Origin of the sequence: Citrobacter telavivensis (assembly GCF_041807075.1) — a bacterium.
Taxonomy (GTDB): domain Bacteria; phylum Pseudomonadota; class Gammaproteobacteria; order Enterobacterales; family Enterobacteriaceae; genus Citrobacter_A; species Citrobacter_A telavivensis.
This window is the reverse complement of record NZ_JBGUBF010000002.1, coordinates 179,742-198,529: the sequence shown is the minus strand read 5'-3', so window position 1 is coordinate 198,529 and position 18,788 is coordinate 179,742. Positions and strand designations below refer to the sequence as shown.

At 54.5% G+C, this 18,788-nt stretch carries 15 protein-coding genes; 9 read left to right on the top strand and 6 right to left on the bottom strand.

All coding sequences use genetic code 11. The features are described from left to right. Positions 1-101 precede the first annotated feature (101 nt). Positions 102-2,027 (top strand): sigma 54-interacting transcriptional regulator, encoded by a 1,926-nt coding sequence (locus tag ACERJC_RS12110; protein WP_373671778.1) that lies wholly within the window; start codon positions 102-104, stop codon positions 2,025-2,027. Between the two features lie 216 nt (positions 2,028-2,243). Next, a complete protein-coding gene (locus ACERJC_RS12105; protein WP_152401903.1) occupies positions 2,244-3,005 on the top strand; it encodes an IclR family transcriptional regulator in 762 nt (253 codons plus the stop codon). Between the two features lie 11 nt (positions 3,006-3,016). Here the strand turns inward: ACERJC_RS12105 and ACERJC_RS12100 are convergent, their stop codons facing one another. The 6 genes from ACERJC_RS12100 to lsrR all read right to left on the bottom strand — a co-directional run bounded on the left by ACERJC_RS12100 (position 3,017) and on the right by lsrR (position 11,597). Then, entirely contained in the window at positions 3,017-4,633 is a 1,617-nt protein-coding gene (locus ACERJC_RS12100; RefSeq protein WP_373671777.1) for a glycoside hydrolase family 43 protein, read from the bottom strand. Positions 4,634-4,643: 10 nt separating this feature from the next. Beyond that, positions 4,644-6,023 (bottom strand): glycoside-pentoside-hexuronide (GPH):cation symporter, encoded by a 1,380-nt coding sequence (locus tag ACERJC_RS12095; RefSeq protein ID WP_152401899.1) that lies wholly within the window; start codon positions 6,021-6,023, stop codon positions 4,644-4,646. A gap of 330 nt (positions 6,024-6,353) precedes the next feature. Then, positions 6,354-8,321, bottom strand: a complete 1,968-nt coding sequence (locus tag ACERJC_RS12090) for a YjhG/YagF family D-xylonate dehydratase (RefSeq protein WP_373671776.1) — start codon at positions 8,319-8,321, stop codon at positions 6,354-6,356. A 255-nt stretch (positions 8,322-8,576) separates the two neighbouring features. Next, positions 8,577-8,927 (bottom strand): cupin domain-containing protein, encoded by a 351-nt coding sequence (locus ACERJC_RS12085; RefSeq protein ID WP_046487256.1) that lies wholly within the window; start codon positions 8,925-8,927, stop codon positions 8,577-8,579. A gap of 12 nt (positions 8,928-8,939) precedes the next feature. After that, entirely contained in the window at positions 8,940-10,532 is a 1,593-nt protein-coding gene (lsrK, locus tag ACERJC_RS12080; protein WP_373671775.1) for an autoinducer-2 kinase, read from the bottom strand. Between the two features lie 108 nt (positions 10,533-10,640). Further along, entirely contained in the window at positions 10,641-11,597 is a 957-nt protein-coding gene (gene lsrR, locus ACERJC_RS12075; RefSeq protein WP_152406252.1) for a transcriptional regulator LsrR, read from the bottom strand. Between the two features lie 255 nt (positions 11,598-11,852). On the opposite strand from lsrR, the gene lsrA reads away from it, so the two are divergent. Genes lsrA through ACERJC_RS12040 form a run of 7 tightly spaced genes read left to right on the top strand, consistent with a single transcriptional unit; the run spans position 11,853 to position 18,491 of the window. Next, entirely contained in the window at positions 11,853-13,400 is a 1,548-nt protein-coding gene (gene lsrA / locus ACERJC_RS12070) for an autoinducer 2 ABC transporter ATP-binding protein LsrA (RefSeq protein WP_373671774.1), read from the top strand. After that, positions 13,394-14,443 (top strand): autoinducer 2 ABC transporter permease LsrC, encoded by a 1,050-nt coding sequence (gene lsrC / locus ACERJC_RS12065; RefSeq protein ID WP_178827558.1) that lies wholly within the window; start codon positions 13,394-13,396, stop codon positions 14,441-14,443. The genes lsrA and lsrC overlap by 7 nt, the downstream gene beginning before the upstream one ends. Continuing rightward, positions 14,443-15,441, top strand: a complete 999-nt coding sequence (lsrD, locus tag ACERJC_RS12060; RefSeq protein WP_152401888.1) for an autoinducer 2 ABC transporter permease LsrD — start codon at positions 14,443-14,445, stop codon at positions 15,439-15,441. Before lsrC ends, lsrD begins: the two co-directional genes overlap by 1 nt. Before the next feature lie 26 nt (positions 15,442-15,467). Beyond that, positions 15,468-16,490, top strand: a complete 1,023-nt coding sequence (lsrB, locus tag ACERJC_RS12055) for an autoinducer 2 ABC transporter substrate-binding protein LsrB (RefSeq protein WP_152401885.1) — start codon at positions 15,468-15,470, stop codon at positions 16,488-16,490. A 28-nt stretch (positions 16,491-16,518) separates the two neighbouring features. After that, entirely contained in the window at positions 16,519-17,394 is an 876-nt protein-coding gene (lsrF, locus tag ACERJC_RS12050) for a 3-hydroxy-5-phosphonooxypentane-2,4-dione thiolase (RefSeq protein ID WP_042321783.1), read from the top strand. Between the two features lie 48 nt (positions 17,395-17,442). Further along, the gene (gene lsrG / locus ACERJC_RS12045) at positions 17,443-17,733 is read left to right on the top strand and encodes a (4S)-4-hydroxy-5-phosphonooxypentane-2,3-dione isomerase (protein ID WP_373671773.1); all 291 of its coding nucleotides are present in this window, start codon (positions 17,443-17,445) and stop codon (positions 17,731-17,733) included. An 11-nt stretch (positions 17,734-17,744) separates the two neighbouring features. Next, positions 17,745-18,491, top strand: a complete 747-nt coding sequence (locus tag ACERJC_RS12040) for a beta/alpha barrel domain-containing protein (protein ID WP_373671772.1) — start codon at positions 17,745-17,747, stop codon at positions 18,489-18,491. The last annotated feature ends 297 nt before the right edge of the window (positions 18,492-18,788 follow it).

Genomic DNA, 18,788 nt, shown 5'->3' with positions numbered 1-18,788 from the left:
TTTATTATTTATATGAAAGAGGGGAAAATGCCTTTCAATTTTGAAATCTATAACAGTTGTGATATTGATTTGTGATAGCCACAAATTTTACATGGTGATTTATGTCACACAAAACATTACCCAACCTGGCCTTGATTACCCCCTATCCGGCACTGGCAGCCGTTGTTACTGAACAATGCGCCGGTATTTTTAATTGCCATGTCTTTCACGGCAGTCTGGAAAAAGCGGCGGGGATCGCCCGCAATCTCGATCCTGATTTTTATGACATCATTATTAGTCGTGGCGGTACGGCGGACTATATCGATCGCGTGACTAAAATTCCCGTGGTGCGTATTCTCACGTCCGCGCTGGATTTACTTAAATCGCTCACACCGCTGAAAAAACATCCGCATAAAATCGCTTTTTTTAATTATCAGAACTATTTATCTGACGTAAATCTGGTAGCGACCGCACTGGAAGTAGAGATTGAAGAATTTATCTTTCTGTCGCACGCCGATATGGTCGATAAACTCAAAAAATGCCGCGCGAGAAATTTCCAGACTGTAGCGGGAGGATTACCGGTCTCAGACACGGCGGAGCACTATGCGATGCAGGGAATTCTGATCGAAAATGGCCTGGAATCGGTGAATAGTGCCCTGCGCGAGGCGATGGCTATCGTTGAGACAACTCACCGCAAGCAGCAGGATATGGCGCGCCTGGAGATAATCCTCTCCTCGATTACGGAAGGGATCATCGTCACCAATGAAAATAACGAGATCCAGATTTTCAATAAATCCGCAGAAAACATATTTGGCCTGATGTCCTCGCAGGTGATTGGCAAACCGGTGGATACCGTCATCAAAAATACGCGGATTAATCAGGTATTGCTGACAAAATCCCCCGAAATTCGGGAGATTATGGATCTGGACAATACGTCCATCATTACCAGTCGGGTGCCGATATTTCGTGGAACGCAGTGTATCGGAGTGGTGTGCTCGTTTACCGATACGCCGCAAATTCAAAAAGTGGAACGGATTATTCGTGGCAAGCTGATGAAAAAAGGCTTCACCGCCCGTTACCGGTTTGAGCATATCCTCACGCAAAATAAACACATGGAGTCGGTGATTCATCTGGCAAAAATTTATGCGAATACCCACTCGCCGGTGATGATTTATGGAGAATCCGGCACCGGTAAAGAGTTATTCGCGCAAAGTATTCATAACCAGAGTAAACGCCACCGGGGTCCTTTTGTCGCCATTAACTGCGCCGCCATCCCGGAAACCCTGCTGGAAAGCGAACTGTTTGGTTATGAAGGCGGCTCCTTTACCGGGGCGCGGCGCGAAGGAAAAGAAGGTCTGATTGAACTGGCGCACCAGGGAACCTTATTTCTCGATGAAATTGGCGAACTACCGCTACCCATTCAGAGCCGTTTATTACGCGTCTTACAGGAATACGAAATTATGCGCGTGGGGGGAAAGGACATTATTCCTGTCGATGTGCGGATTATTGGCGCCACCAACCGGTCTCTGGAGAAAATGGCGGAGGAAGGCTCGTTTCGCGGTGACCTCTATTACCGTCTAAACGTCTTACCGCTGATGGTACCGCCACTGCGGGAAAGAGAGGGCGATGTCCGTTTTCTGGCTGACCACTTCCTCGAAAAATCGGGCTGTGGGCATAAGCTGGCGCAGTTCATCGCCCTGTTTTCCACCTACAACTGGCCGGGAAACGTGCGCGAACTGAATTTTATCATTGAACGACTGGCGCTATTATCCGCCGGATTCCCCAACGCTTCGCTGTTTGAAATATTAAATCTCACCGGTTTTAACGCGCTTAAATCCTTCAACTCGTCACAGGCGACCGGAACGATCGTCGCGGATCTGAGTAAGGGGCAACTGAAAGCCGTGATTAAAGATCTTGAGCGACAGATTATTGCGTTTTATATGGATCTTTTTGAACAGGATCAGGAGAAAGTCGCCGTCCATCTGGGGATCAGCAAAATGAGTTTATGGCGCAAGTATAATCAGAATGTCTTTGAGTTGGGGGAATGAGAGAATTTGCAGACTTGAAGGATAAGTTTGCAACGAGATGCCTTCAACGCAGCCAGGGTAGCGAGAGTTGACCCACCCGTAGACTACACAAGCATCGGGCAATCCTGCGCTTATCCGGCCAAAAACGTGCATCATGCAAGCGTGTCCGGCATTGCTTTTCCGCAACGAAAATAGTACGGTCACACAAGAAAAATCCTTCGTGGACGGTGGAAAATTATGCCAATAATTCAGTCTGTTGAACGTGCTTTGCAGATCCTCGACTTGTTTAATGAACAGGCGACGGAACTCAAAATCACCGAGATAAGCAAACTGATGGGATTGAGCAAAAGTACCCTCCACTCGCTCCTCAAAACGCTTCAACTACATGGCTATATCGATCAGAACCCGGAAAACGGGAAATACCGCCTGGGGATGAAGCTGGTCGAGCGTGGCCACTTTGTTGTTGGCACGATGGATATTCGCCAGAAGGCAAAAAGCTGGTTGACCCGTCTCTCGCAGGAAACGGGACAGACCACGCATCTGGGTATTCTGGACGGCAGCGAAGGCGTCTACATAGAGAAAATTGAAGGTAAGCAGGCTGCCATCGCCTACTCGCGAATTGGTCGCCGTTTGCCCGTTCACGCCACGGCTATCGGTAAGGTGCTGCTCGCCTGGCTGGATGATGAAGAACTTGCCGCGGTGCTAGAGGGGTATCAGTTCAACGGCTTTACGCCCTCCACCATTACCGATCGTGCCTCACTGCTTGCCGAGCTGAAAGAAACCCGCCGCAACCGGTATGCGCTGGATAACGAAGAGAATGAGCCCGGCGTGCGCTGCGTCGCGGTACCGGTCTGGAATCATGAATCGCGGGTTATCGCGGCCCTGAGCCTCTCAACCCTCACTTCTCGCGTTAACGACAATGAGCTGACAGCCTGGCGCCAGAAACTGATGGATGCCGGGCTGGGGTTGTCGATAACGCTGGGCTACCGTCAACCCTAGCCAGCGTCTCGCTATACGTTGGGCTGATAAGAGAATGTCGCGAAATCGGCGTAGCAGCCGTCGCCGCTGATATCCTCACAGTGCAAACCGACAAATGCCCCGGTAAAGAAGCCTCTGCCGCCAATATAGTCATCCGAAAGTTTCCACGCCTCAAACGTTAGCGGAATGGTCTGCCAGCGATCGCCATCGAATGAGTAGCTATAGCGGTATTCCAGATGGTCCACATCCACGCGCAGCCAGACGTTTTCCGCATTCTCCGGCACCAGAATCGGATTATCGTAAAGATGCCAGTGCGCCACGTTGTGGTCGAGCTGAATAATCTTCAGCGTCCGCCCACGCCCCTCTTCCCAGTCCATAAAGCAGTATGTCCAGTTTTTACTGTTGTAGTAACAGGTTAGCCCTGCGCTTTGTTGAAAGTAGCGAGGGGAAAAAGCCATCTGCGTTTCAGCACGGAAACAGAAATGCTGCCAGCGGCGGGCGACCGTTGACTGGGTAAAGGTGGAATTCAGTGAATCATTGCCATACAGACGTAAAAATCCGGGTCTGGCGGTAAGCGAGCCAAGCTGGTCATCAAACGGGATACGCAGGGTCTGCAGTTCCGGATCGAGCCTTTCACTGTCAAAATCCGTCCGCCACGCCCCCGTTCTGGCGGCGGCCTGCTCCGCCATCCGCGGCCCCGGCACCGTCAGCGCGGCATGTTTACCCCCCTCAACATAGGGCCAGCCGTCACGCCACTCGATACGCGCAATCCCTGTCTCACGCCCGAGCGGACAGTATCCCCGCCCGCCCGCCGCTAATCGCGGGATTCCCGGAAGATGCAGCGGGCGACTGGTCAGATACGCCAGATACCATTCGCCTGTATGCGTCTCCAGCAATGAACCATGACCACTCTTCTGTAACGGATTTTCCGGCAGATGCCAGCTGGTCATCATCGTCACATCAGGATGCAGCTCGTATGGCCCATCAATATTTTTCGCCCGCAATACCACCACGGCATGTTCGTAGCTGGTTCCTCCTTCCGCGACCACCAGATAGTAATAGCCCTCGCGGTGATAAATATGTGCCCCTTCGGTATAGCCTAACGGTGTACCGGTAAAGAGCGTTGAACGATGCGGCGAAAGCGTTTGTGTGTCAGCGAAATACTCCTGCAGCACAATGGTGTTATGGGGGTTACTGTGATGGCGTGGTCCCCACGGGCGATAGATATAGTATTTTCGTCCATCCGCGTCATGGAAGAGTGAAGGGTCAAACCCGCCGTTGCCCATTGAAACGGGTGCGCTCCACGGCCCTTCAACAGACGGAGCGGTAACCAGGAAGTTGCGGCCATTTTTCCATGGCGAATCAACGATTTTAACGTCGGTATACAGCAGCCAGAATTTGCCATCGGCATAGCTCAGGCAAGGTGCCCAGATGCCGCCAGAGTCTGGATTACCTTTCATATCCAGTAGCGCCACGCTGTCGAGCGGTGTACTGACCAGAGACCAGTGTTTCAGGTCGCGAGAATGATAAATACGCACGCCAGGAAACCATTCAAAGGTTGAGGTGGCAATATAATAATCTTCCCCCACGCGGCACAGAGACGGGTCCGGGTTGAAGCCGGTCAGGATCGGGTTTTCAATCTGATACATGATTCTCTCCTCAGTTCACCGCCACAGCGGCATCGGCAGGGTTTTTCTCAGGCTGCGCGGTGCGCTGACGTTGCAGTTGCTGGCTGATCTCTTCCACACGCTTGCTGCTCAGTTTGTAGAACGAAAGCAGCGTAAACATACCGACGTAAAGTACGACCGGTACGATACAGAAGAGGATTTTGATGGTTGTCAGGACGTTATCTGGCTGCACGGCGTTACCTGCCGAGTAGCTGGAGAAGGCAAGGATCCAGCCCACCAGCGCGCCACCAATGGCCAGTCCGATTTTCAGGCTGAAGAGATAGGTGGAGAATACCAGGCCATCGAGGCGACGCCCGCTTCGGCTCTCTTCGTAATCCACCACATCAGAGGCCATCAACCATTGCAACGGGGTGGTGGTATTAAAGACAAACAGGAACAAAATATTCAGCGCAAATATCAGCGCGATATTGTCCGACGGAATAAAGAAAATACTCAGGCTGATCAGTGAGTAAATGCCAATAATCCACTTAAACGACGTGACGCGGTCAAAGCGACCGAGCAGACGAGACGAACAAAGGGAGCCAAACATGGTCGCCAGGCTACCATAGAGCAGAAACTGCGTTGCCAGTTCAGGATGGTCCATCACGTATTTTACAAAATAGAGCGTTGCGCCACCGCGAACAACGTTCGAACCGGTGGCCATCATTTTAAAGACGCACATAATTCGCCACTGGCTATTGCCCATCAGCAATTTAAGGTCTTTCTTAACAGAGGATTCAGGTTGAATCTCGAACGTATAACGTTCTTTGGTCGTAAAGAAGCACACAAACAGCAGTATCACACCGCAAATGCCCAGCACACACATCGCGCCAAAATACCCGACTTGTTCATCCCCCTTGCCGATAATTTTCACCAACGGCAAAGCAATGCCGCTAATGGCTAATGAACCGGCAGCGGCCAGGAAAAAACGCCACGATTGTAAAGCATGACGCTCTTTTGGATCGGCGGTAATGGCGCCGGGCATTGCACAATAGGGGACATTAACGAAGGTATAAACCAGCGTCAGTAAAATATAGGTGACAGACGCGTAGATAATTTTACCCTGAGCGGAGAAATCAGGCGTATAAAACGTTAATACGCAGACGATGCCAAACGGGATCGCCCCCCACAACAGATAGGGACGAAACTGGCCGTAGCGGGTACGCGTTCGGTCAACCATTAGTCCCATTAATGGATCGGTTATCGCATCCAGCACGCGCGAAATCAGGAATAATGTGCCCATCACGCCTGCGGAAAGGCCAAAGACATCCGTATAGAAATAGGCCAGTAAAAACATCGTGGCCTGCCAGACAAACCCGCAGGCGGTGTCCCCCAGTCCATAACCAATTTTATCTTTCATTGTTAACTGCATTTCTACCTCCAGATCATATGAGAGAAATACGTTCCGAATGACCGGGACCTACAAAATTAAATATCTGAACGAGAACTTTGTGAGGAATACACCCTTTATCCGTGTGCTTACCAGATGATGCTTACGAGGAAGATTGTAGAGAGAGATTAGATGAGGCAACAATTGTCATATTTGCTTTAGTGATTATGTATTTTAACTTCTGTGATAACGATTCACTTTCCCGAAAAATAAAAAAAGCCATCCCTCCCGTAAAGGATAATATATTTCAGCCTCATGTTATCAGTCGCCGAAAATAATTTTTCGGCGATCGGGTAAATTAATTTTAATTATTCAAAGCCCAAGTGCTTTTTTCCCGGCGTTAATCACCTCAATAATTTTATCGGTATCATAGATGCACCCTTTCCAGGTACCACCACTGATGGCCTGCAGCGCGGCCCACAGTCGCGTATCGTCTGGCAGATAGTCATGGGCCTTCAGGTCGGGATGTAACTCGCGCTCCGCCAGTACCGTCGCGCCCTCTGCCGGCGTCAATCGTGCTTGCGCGCTGCCGATAAAGTTCACGCTGCCTTTCAATGACAGGCGATCGACCACGATTTCAATCACATCCCCCGTGCGCAGTTTGCCAATAGGCCCTCCCGCCAGCGCTTCCGGCGCAACGTGCCCCAGGCAAGCGCCGGTGGATACGCCGGAAAAACGAGCATCGGTAATGAGCGATACGGTTTTCCCCCATGAGATATGCTTCAGCGCCGAGGTGAGCTGGTAAGTCTCCTCCATGCCGGTACCGGATGGCCCGCCACCGATGATTACCATGATATCGCCCTGCTGGATCTGCCCCTGTTTGATGGCTTTGATCGCCGCCTCTTCGGAGACAAAGACGCGTGCCTCGCCCGTATGGCGATACACACCGTCCTCATCCACCACTGACGGATCGATAGCCGTCGCTTTGATAACTGAACCTTCAGGCGCGATATTGCCCACCGGGAATGCTACCGTGGAGGTCATCCCTTTGGCTTTTGCTCCTTCCGGCGACAGGATCACGTCATCCGGATCCACTCCGTCCCGATCGCGCAGGCACTGGCGGAATTTCACCCGTCGTTCGCAGTGCTCCCACCAGTCGAGGTTTTCACCAAGCGTCTGCCCGGTCACCGTCATCACATCTTCATGCAGTAACCCCAGTCGACGCAGGTGCAGCATCACCTCCGGCACACCTCCCGCCAGGAATGCGCGCACCGTCGGGTGATAATCCGGCCCGTTGGGCAGCACGCTGACCAGGCGCGGCACCTTGCGGTTGATGGCGCTCCACTGCGCCACATCCGGCAGGCGACATCTGGCGGCATGGGCGATAGCCGGTATATGCAGCAGCAAATTCGTCGATCCCCCGAAGGCCGCGTGCACCACCATCGCATTCTCTATCGCTTTATCGGTGAGGATGTCGCGGGCGGTGATCCCCTTCTCATCCAGCGCCATCACTGCCCGTGCCGACTGACGCGCAATCTCCAGCCACACCTCCTGGCCTGATGGCGCCAGCGCCGAGTGCGGCAGCGCCAGTCCTAACGCTTCCGCCACCACCTGCGAGGTCCCTGCGGTGCCCAGGAACTGGCATCCGCCGCCGGGCGACGCGCAAGCGCGACACCCCAATTCGGACGCCTCTTTCAAACTCAGTTCGTTACTCGCGTAACGCGCCCCGATGGTTTGTACCTTTCCGGCATCTTCGCCAAAGGTTGGCGGCAGTGTCGCCCCGCCCGGCACGAGGATCACCGGCAGATCGTGCATTGACGCCAGCGCAATCATCGTCGCGGGTAAGCCCTTATCGCAGGTCGCCACGCCAATTACCGCCCGCCGTGTCGGCAGTGAACGAATCAAACGACGAAAGACAATCGCCGCGTCGTTACGATAAGGTAGCGAATCGAACATCCCGTGCGTCCCCTGCGAGCGACCATCACACGGGTCGCTGACAAACGCCGCGAACGGAATACCACTCAGGCGGGTGATCTCCTTCGCCGCCGCCGACATTTGCAGGCCAATCTCCCAGTGCCCGGTGTGATAACCGAGTGCGATGGGACGACCATCCGAATGGCGAATCCCCCCCTGGGTGCCAATCAATAGCACTTCTCTGCCAGTGAGTTTGTTAGCATCCCAGCCCATTCCGGCATTTTGCGTCATGCCAAAAAGATTGCCGCTGGGGGATTCCAGTAACATCTGCGGCGTCAGCGGCAACGCGCCCTGGGGGCCGGCTGCGTGGGTTTTCACCGCATAGAACTGTTCGTCCTGCGGCGTAAAAATGGTGTTGATAGACATCTTCTCACTCTCCCGAGCGACGGGGTTCAGGCGCTCCAGTGTTGTTCTACATTATAGAACAACGTTCTTATTTATAAATTCACTGTAATGCAGGCCGTGCGTAGAGGTAAATCAGAGAGAGCGGCAGTCTGTGTGTTTTTTAGCCTTGATCACAAAATGATAAGCAACGAGATGTAACGAGGAGGAAATCGCAGCGAAACGGTCGGATAACAAATGGCTATCCGACCGCTGATGTCTATTAACAAATCCCGGAAGCTAATACCCGGCAGGCTCGACGGGATGGCTGTCACCCGGTATATGGGGGGATTTCACAAAGACGCCCTTCCACGGCACATCCCCGTTGTTCACCAGAAAATGCGCTTCACCGGGATCGCAGTGCAGAACATCCCCCGAGCCTAACGTGTAGGGCTCACCGTTCAGGTACAGCGTCACTTCGCCTGCCAGGGTATAAAAAATTTCACAGGCTTCGATGTGCTGATGATTGGGAAAAGACTGACCGGGCTGGAGCATGACGACGCCCATGTCACATACCGGACCGCGAATGAGATACTTCGGACCACTGTCGCCAAAACGGTACTCATGCTGCGCTTCATTCGATTTAATCATGACGATCTCCTGTTATAAACCCGGCGCTTTCCACAGCGAGGTGGTCAACCCGTGATCGACCAGACCTAACTGTTCCTGATATACCGCCTGCCATTTTTCTCGTGATTCCCGATAAAGCTCATGTTTCTCTTTGTCTGGCACATGCTCCCGCTCCCAGCGCACCAGTCGTTCACCGGTCTCAGCCATGGATGACCAGATCCCTGCCCCGACGCCGGCGGCAATGGCGCAGCCCAGCGCCGTTGCCTCTTTGACCACAGGAACGTTGACCGTCAGCCCTGAAACGTCCGCCAGAATCTGGCTCCAGAGCTTGCCCTTCGAGCCTCCTCCCGCAAACACCAGCGACGTGGGATGGATCCCCGTAAAATCAGCGATTTGCTGTAAATTGCAGGTCGACACAATGGCCGCATTCTCTTCCAGCGCGCGGAACAGCGTGGCCTTATTGCATTTTTCCGGATCGATAGACAGGTTGATAAATGAAGGGGCGGCGTGATACCAGCTTTTGAAACGCATCCGGTCGGAGAAAATCGGCATCACTCCCCATGCGCCTGCCGGTACCCTGGAGGCCATCTCTTCCAGGAGCGTGTAGGTGTCGACGCCCAGACGCTCGGCAATCAGCTTTTCTTCGGCGCAGAAAGCGTCGCGGAACCAGCGCATCGTCAGACCGGTAAAAAAGCTGATGGATTCGGTTTGTACCATCCCCGGAATGACGTGTGGATTAATGCGCACATTCATCTCAGGATCAACAATCGGCGCGGGTAAATTCACTACCTGCTGCCAGAATGTTCCGCCCAATACGGCGGTTTGCGCCGGACGTACGACCCCAAGGCCGAGGCAGCCCAACTGAACATCTCCGCCTCCGACAACCACCGGCGTGCCTGCTTTCAACCCGCACTGTGCGGCGGCCTGGGCCGTCACTTTTCCCAGCAGCGTCCCGGTCTCTTTTACCGGTGAGAGAATATCCGAGCGCAGTCCGGCCATCTGTAGCAATGACGGCTTCCAGTCGCGCGTTTTGAGGTCCAACAGGCCCGTGGTTCCGGCATTGGAAGGATCCACCGCCAGCTCGCCGCTGAGCATGTAGGCCATCCAGTCGCTGATCATCGTCACCGTCGAAGCGCGACGATAGATATCCGAACGATGGTGCGCCAGCCAGAGCAGACGCGGGATGGCGCTCAACGCCAGCGTCTGACCGGTGCTGCGATAAACCTCGCTTTCGAAGGTGTAGTCGTGGATCTCCTTAAGCTCGCTGACTTCCCGTGCCGCTCTGGCATCCACGTTTGCACAGGCCCAGACGGGCGTTCCCTCTGCGTCATAAACCACAATGCCTTCGCGCATCGAACAAGCGGAGACAGCAGCAATCGCTTCCGGCGCAATCCCGGCGTTGTGTAATGCCTGATGGATGCATTCACAGGCCAGTTGCCAGTTTTTCCCCAGATCAAACTCCATTGAGCCGGGAACATCCGGTACGGCAAGGTGCCGCCATTCCGCTTGTCCCACCGCGATTTGTTTGCCTTCCAGGTCGAAAATCACGGCACGGACGCTTCCGGTTCCGGCGTCCAGTGCCATCAGGTAATGCGCTGATTCAGAGAGGGTACAGGGTCGGGCCATCTTTTTTGTCCTCGGCTTATTATATCTGTCAGGTCGTCAATGCTTTCTCCACGGTACAAACGGAAATTCTGTTACTCCCCTGCCGGTCACCTGCACGGCAGATACGCATTACTGCCCGCTGACAATGGCGGCGGCAGTTTCCTGGTCGGTGACCAATGCGTTGATATAACCCCCTTTCATCGCCGCAGCGATCGCTTCCGCTTTATTCACGCCCCCGGCAACACCGATCACGGTCGGGATCGTCTTCAGGGTATTGAGGGTTAACCCGATCAGTTCATCGTGGATCTTCATCTCCGAAATCACCTGCCCTTCGCCATCGAAGAAGTAACCCAGAATGTCGCCCACGGCCCCTTTGCGGCCAATCATCAGTTGTTCACCCTTAGTGATATAACCTGAGCGAATAATGGTGGCCTCATCTTTCTGGTTGATTGCGCCGATACCGACAATCGCCGCATCGGCAGCCTGGGCGGCCAGCAGGACATCCTGGACGCTGTTTTCATTTTTTAACGTCTGGGCAATCTCCGCAGAGGAGGCACGAAGCGGCGCCGGAATAATACTGACCGGACAGGCCGCGTTGAGCTGTCCAATCCCGGTCATGTATGGCCCCACGCCACCCGACAGCGTCACCAGGCGAATTTGCTGAGCAGAGATAAACCCGCTCAGCCGCTTTAAGGTATTCATGGTCGCCTCACCGAAGCCCGCCGCCAGAATCTGCTGCGGCTGGAGTGACTCCATCAGCATATGCGCCGCGCCGATCCCCAGGCGAACGCAGGCATCCGCGCCGGGAAGTCCCGGGATGACCCGCACATTGTTCAGGTCAAAGCGACGACGTAATTCGGTTTCATATTCCAGACAGCCTTCAAAGCGAGAATTAATCTGGACGCGAATAATCCCGGACTGATGCCCCTTCTCCAGCAGCCGCGACACCTTCAGCCGCGTCAGCCCCAGTCTGTTGCTGATGTCGCTCTGCGTCATACCGTCGTGGTAATAGAACCACGCAATGCGCGCCACCAGCTCTTCTTCACACATCCCTTGCTCGGAAATCATCGGGTCATTAATAGTCATCATTCTGTCTTCACTTTGAACATATCGAATTTCTGAACACAATTGTTCATTCATTGGTCGTTAATAACTGTGATTAAACCCACATTTCAGGGGCTTTCGTTTGAACAAATTTAATATTGATGATCATTTTAACATAAAACGTGATCTATTCGTCGGTTTTATGAGCAGTTAGGTCATAAGGTTATGAACAATTCGAATCGCACAATACATTTGTTCAACCTGATTCTACCCAGGCCGAACGGAGGTGGCATGCAAATGAGTCAAGAAAAGATCGCACCACTGCTCAGCGCACAGTCTGTCTGTAAGCAGTACTCTGGTGTCAAAGTACTGAAAGGCATTGACTTTGTCTTGCGCAAAGGCGAAGTCCATGCGCTCCTGGGGGGGAATGGTGCCGGGAAATCCACGCTGATGAAGATCATCGCCGGTATTACCCCAGCGGATAGCGGGATCATTGAGATTGAGGGATCCCGCTGTACCAAACTGACGCCCATCCTGGCGCATCAGTTAGGCATCTATCTTGTGCCGCAGGAGCCGCTGCTCTTCCCCAGCCTGACGGTAAAAGAGAACATTCTCTTTGGTCTGCCCAAACACCAGAGCTCGGCGCAAAAAATGAGCGCAATGCTGGCCGCGCTGGGCTGCCAGTTTGATATCAACAGCCCGGCAGGTTCACTGGATGTGGCCGACCGACAAATGGTCGAAATCATGCGCGGGCTGATGCGCGATTCGCGAATTTTGATCCTCGATGAACCCACCGCCTCACTGACGCCTGCGGAAACCGATCGTTTATTCAGCCGCCTGCGTGAATTGTTGAGCACCGGCGTGGGGATCGTCTTTATCTCCCACAAGCTGCCAGAGATACGCCAGATAGCGGATTACATTAGCGTGATGCGGGACGGCACCATTGCGCTTTCCGGGAAAACGGCGGAACTGACCACTGACGAGATTATCCAGGCCATCACGCCCGCCTCACGCACAAACGCGCTAAGTGCGACACAGAAACTGTGGCTGGAACTGCCCGGCAACCGGCCGCAGCACGACGCGGGCACGCCGGTGTTGAGCCTCGAGAATCTGACCGGCGAAGGGTTTATGAACATCAGCTTCGAGGTCCGCGCCGGAGAAATTTTAGGTCTGGCCGGTCTGGTCGGTGCCGGGCGCACCGAGCTTGCCGAAACGCTTTACGGGCTACGGCCTCTGCGAGCCGGAAGCGTGGTGCTCGGCGGCAAAGATATCTCCGCGCTTTCCACGCGCGAACGTCTGCAACACGGCCTGGTGTATCTGCCGGAAGATCGGCAATCGTCAGGGCTGAATCTGGACGCCTCGCTGGCGTGGAATGTTTGCGCGTTAACCCACAACCACAGCGGTTTCTGGGCAAATCCGGCAAAAGACAGCGCCACGCTCGAACGCTATCGTCGCGCGCTCAATATTAAGCTGAGCGATTCCGAACAGCCTGCCCGCACGCTCTCCGGCGGTAATCAGCAAAAAATTCTGATTGCCAAATGCCTCGAAGCCTCGCCGCAGGTGCTGATTGTCGATGAGCCGACGCGCGGTGTGGACGTCTCTGCCCGTAACGACATCTATCAGTTGCTCCGCAGTATTGCGGCGCAGAATGTTGCGGTGCTGTTCATCTCGTCTGACCTGGAAGAGATCGAACAGATGGCCGATCGCGTTTACGTCATGCACCAGGGGGAAACGGGCGACGATGCCCTGCAAGGCGACGAGATTAATGTCGACACCATCATGCACGTAGCGTTTGGCGACCGCACGTCAGGGACTACACCACATTCCGGGGAAGCGCCATGTTGAAATTTATCCAGAATAACCGCGAGGCAACCGCACTGTTGGCTGTGCTGCTGCTGTTCGTTCTACCGGGGATGCTTGACAGCCAGTACCTCAGCGTTCAGACGCTGACGATGATCTTCAGCAGCGCCCAAATCCTCATGCTGCTGGCGATGGGGGCGACGCTGGTGATGCTGACCCGCAATATCGACGTATCGGTCGGATCGATAACCGGGATGTGCGCCGTACTGTTGGGGCTGCTGTTGAACGCAGGATATCCCTTGCCTGTGGCCTGCGTCGCGACGCTGTTACTGGGACTGCTGGCAGGATTTATCAATGGTGTGCTGGTCGCCTGGCTGAAAATCCCGGCGATTGTCGCCACGCTGGGCACACTGGGCCTGTATCGCGGCGTCATGCTGCTCTGGACGGGCGGTAAATGGATTGAAGGACTGCCGGCGCAGCTTAAGCAACTCTCTGCTCCGGTTTTCCTTGGGATCTCCGCCATCGGCTGGCTGACCCTGCTGCTGATGCTGCTGATGGCCTGGCTGCTGGCAAAAACCGCTTTTGGCCGTTGTTTTTATGCCACCGGAGATAATTTGCAGGGCGCGCGGCAACTGGGCGTGCGTACCGAAGCCATCCGTATTCTGGCCTTCTCGCTCAATGGCTGCATGGCGGCGCTGGCCGGGATCGTCTTTGCCTCACAGATTGGCTTTATCCCTAATCAGACGGGAACCGGGCTGGAAATGAAAGCCATTGCCGCCTGTGTGCTGGGGGGAATCAGCCTGCTGGGCGGTTCCGGGACGATCGTTGGTGCCGTGCTCGGTGCCTATTTCCTGACGCAAATCGATAGCGTACTGGTCCTGCTGCGCATTCCGGCCTGGTGGAATGACTTTATTGCCGGTCTGGTTCTGCTGGCAGTGCTGGTATTTGATGGCCGCCTGCGCTGCGCGCTGGAACGTAATATCCGCCGGCAAAAATATGCCCGCTTCACTCCGCCGCCCCAGCCGCGTCCGTCGGCAAAAAGCGCAGCGGATACCGTGCGCACCGCCAAAAAACGTGAGGTTGCCTGATGACTCGTTTACATCGTTACGGCTGGGAACTGGCGCTCGCCGCGCTGCTGGTGATTGAAATTCTGGGATTCGGCGCCCTGAACCCACGCCTGCTGGATCTGAACGTTCTGCTGTTCAGCACCAGCGACTTTATCTGCATTGGCATTGTCGCCCTGCCTTTAACCATGGTGATCGTCAGCGGCGGGATCGATATCTCTTTTGGCTCCACAATGGGGCTGTGCGCCATCGCGCTGGGCGTAATGTTCCAGGGAGGCATCCCGCTGCCGCTGGCCATTGTCCTGACGCTCGCGCTGGGCGCGCTGTGCGGACTGATCAACGCCGGGCTGATTATCTACACGGGCGTAAACCCTCTGGTCATCACCCTGGGAACGTTATACCTGTTCGGCGGCAGCGCATTGCTGCTTTCGGGGATGGCAGGGGCGACCGGTTATGAAGGTATCGGCGGCTTCCCACAGGGCTTCACCGATTTTGCCAACCTCGATGTGTTGGGCCTGCCCGTCCCGCTGATCTTCTTTCTCGTCAGCGTGCTCTTTTTCTGGTTACTGATGCATCGAACCCACGCCGGACGAAATGTCTTTCTGATTGGGCAGAGCCCCCGCGTGGCGCTGTATAGCGCTATCCCGGTGAACCGGACGCTGTATGCGCTGTACGCGATGACCGGTTTTGCCTCGGCGGTCGCCGCGGTGCTGCTGGTCTCTTACTTTGGCTCTGCGCGTTCCGATCTGGGCGCCTCCTTCCTGATGCCGGCCATCACGGCGGTTGTTCTCGGTGGTGCCAATATCTACGGCGGATCCGGGTCCATTCTCGGTACTGCCATCGCCGCGCTGTTAGTGGGCTATCTGCAGCAGGGGTTGCAGATGGCTGGCGTGCCCAATCAGGTATCCAGCGCCCTCTCCGGCGCATTACTTATTGTCGTTGTCGTAGGTCGTTCCGTCAGCCTGCATCGTCAGCAAATTAAAGACTGGCTGGCGCGTCGTCGCGCTATCCGGCAGGCCTGAAACCCATTGCCCTAAAGGAAAAGTACATGACTATTCAGAGCATTAAAAAAATTGCCGTAATCAGTACCCTTAGCCTGGCGGCGTTCACCCTCAACGCTTATGCCGCAGAGCGAATCGCGTTTATCCCCAAACTGGTTGGCGTGGGATTCTTTACCAGTGGCGGTAACGGTGCCCTGGAGGCGGGCAAAGCGCTGGGCGTCGATGTCACCTATGACGGTCCGACGGAGCCCAGCGTGTCCGGTCAGGTTCAGCTCATCAATAACTTCGTCAACCAGGGGTATAACGCCATCGTGGTTTCCGCCGTGTCGCCGGATGGTTTATGTCCGGCGTTAAAACGCGCCATGCAGCGCGGCGTGAAAGTGCTGACCTGGGATTCTGACACCAAGCCGGAATGCCGTTCGTACTATATCAACCAGGGCACGCCTGCTCAGTTAGGCGGCATGCTGGTCGATATGGCCGCAAACCAGGTCAAAAAAGAGAAAGCCAAAGTGGCCTTCTTCTACTCCAGCCCGACCGTGACCGATCAGAACCAGTGGGTGAAAGAGGCAAAAGACAAAATCGCCAAAGATCATCCGGGCTGGGAAGTCGTCACCACTCAGTTTGGCTATAACGACGCCACCAAATCGCTGCAAACCGCAGAAGGCATCATTAAAGCGTATGCCGATCTTGACGCCATCATCGCACCGGATGCCAACGCCCTTCCCGCCGCCGCTCAGGCCGCTGAAAACCTGAAAAACACCAGCGTGGCGATTGTCGGTTTCAGTACGCCAAACGTGATGCGTCCTTATGTTGAACGCGGCACGGTGAAAGAGTTTGGCCTCTGGGACGTGGTCCAGCAGGGCAAGATCTCCGTATACGTGGCTGACGCGTTGCTGAAAAAAGGCGACATGAATACTGGCGACAAGCTGGACATTCCGGGCGTGGGCCAGGTCGAGGTCTCGCCGAACAGCGTTCAGGGCTACAGCTATGAAGCGAAAGGCAACGGCATTGTGCTTCTGCCTGAACGCGTGGTGTTCACCAAAGAGAACATCGACAAATACGATTTCTGAGTTTCATTCCTTAACCATGGAGTAAAAAATGGCTGATTTAGATGACATCAAAGATGGCAAGGATTTCCATACCGATACGCCGCAGCGCAACACCCCGTTCACGCTTAAGGGATGCGGCGCGCTTGACTGGGGGATGCAGTCCCGACTGTCGCGCATTTTTAATCCTGAGACGGGAAGAACGGTCATGCTCGCGTTTGACCATGGCTATTTTCAGGGGCCGACGACGGGACTGGAGCGTATTGATATCAATATCGCCCCGCTGTTCCCGCTCGCCGATGTGCTGATGTGCACACGTGGCATCCTGCGCAGTGTCGTGCCACCCGCCACCAACAAGCCGGTGGTCCTGCGCGCCTCAGGCGCTAACTCTATTCTCACCGAGCTTAGCAATGAGGCGGTCGCACTTTCCATTGATGATGCCGTTCGTCTCAACAGTTGCGCCGTGGCGGCACAGGTGTATATCGGCAGTGAGTACGAGCACCAGTCGATCAAAAATATCATTCAGTTGATCGATGCCGGCATCAAAGTCGGTATGCCGACGATGGCGGTAACCGGCGTGGGGAAAGACATGGTGCGCGATCAGCGCTACTTCTCACTCGCCACCCGTATCGCCGCAGAAATGGGGGCGCAGATCATCAAGACCTACTATGTCGATAAAGGTTTTGAGCGCATCGCCGCGGGTTGCCCGGTCCCGATTGTTATCGCCGGCGGTAAAAAATTACCTGAACGTGAAGCGCTTGAGATGTGCTGGCAGGCCATCGACCAGGGGGCATCCGGTGTGGATATGGGACGTAACATCTTCCAGTCCGATCACCCTGTCGCCATGATGAAGGCCGTCCACGCGGTGGTACATCGCAATGAAACCGCTGAACGCGCGTATGAACTCTATCTGAGCGAGAAAAACTAAAAGGTCATGGGCCTGCCTGGCGGGCCCATGCGTTTCAAGGAGAACAGTATGCATGTCACTCTGGTGGAAATTAACGTCCACGACGATAAGGTTGACGAATTTATCGACGTATTTCGCCTCAATCATCTGGGGTCTGTGCGTGAAGAGGGGAATCTGCGTTTTGATGTGTTGCAGGATCCGGAGGTTAAGAGCCGCTTTTATATTTATGAAGCCTATAAGGATGAAGCCGCCGTGGCGTTCCATAAAACAACGTCCCACTACCTCGCCTGCGTTGAAAAACTGGAATCGCTGATGAGCTGCCCACGAAAAAAACGCGTCTTCAATGGACTGATGCCATAAGGATCTTAAAAATGAACCGTCCCTTTTCCGGTTTGAATCGCGCAGAGTGCGTATCGTTGATGAAGCGCTACCCGTTAAGCATCGGTATTCTTGCCGGCCAGTGGCTCAAACTCAATGAGTACCAGCAACATCTTCGCGCGCTTGAACAACCTGTTCTTCACCTGGATCTGATGGACGGGCATTTTTGCCCTCAGTTCACCGTTGGTCCCTGGGCTATCGCGCAACTGCCACAGCAGATGATTAAGGATGTTCACCTGATGGTGGATAATCCCTGGCCCGTCGTGCAGGCAAGCGTAAAGGCGGGCGCGCACTGCGTCACGTTACAGGTGGAAAACGCGCCGCATCTGCACCATATGCTCCATTGGCTTGGTGAGCAAACTGCAGAAGTCTCCGGTGGTACGATGCCGGTGTTGCGAGGGATTAGCCTGTGCCCGGCAACACCACTGGAACACATTCTGCCGGTTATTGAAGACGTTGAGATCGTGCAAATTCTGGCGGTGAATCCTGGCTACGGTAGCAAGCTCAGCAGGTCAGCCTTGCTGAGGCGCATCGCCCAGGTTGTCGCATTACTCAATGCGTCCGGCAAGCGAGATTCCATTCTGCTGGCCGTTGACGGTTCGCTAACCCTGGAAGAACTCCCGGAGATCATTGCTGGCGGCGTCGATCGCGTGGTATCCGGCAGCGCCCTCTTCAGGAACGATGCTCTGGCTGAAAACACCACCCGCTGGCTAACGACGATACATTCTGCGAAGGGGTGATGAGGGGGAGTTCTGTTGGGTGGGCGTAATTTGCGGTATTACCTTGTTGAATTAGTTGAGGTTCGGGAGTCAGGGCGAGGCGATCTATTGTTGAAATGGCAAATCTTGTATGGCGCGGTTTCCGGCAAGCCCGTTGACGTTTATTTTTCGTTTTTGGTGCGAAGGCCGGACTCGAATTACACACCTAATAGACTGATATCAATGTTTTTTATAAACAGGGGTAAATAGTTATACCCGCACTTGTACCCACAAGTGAAAATCCGTACAAAAAATAGACATTTCGAGTGGGTATAAAGC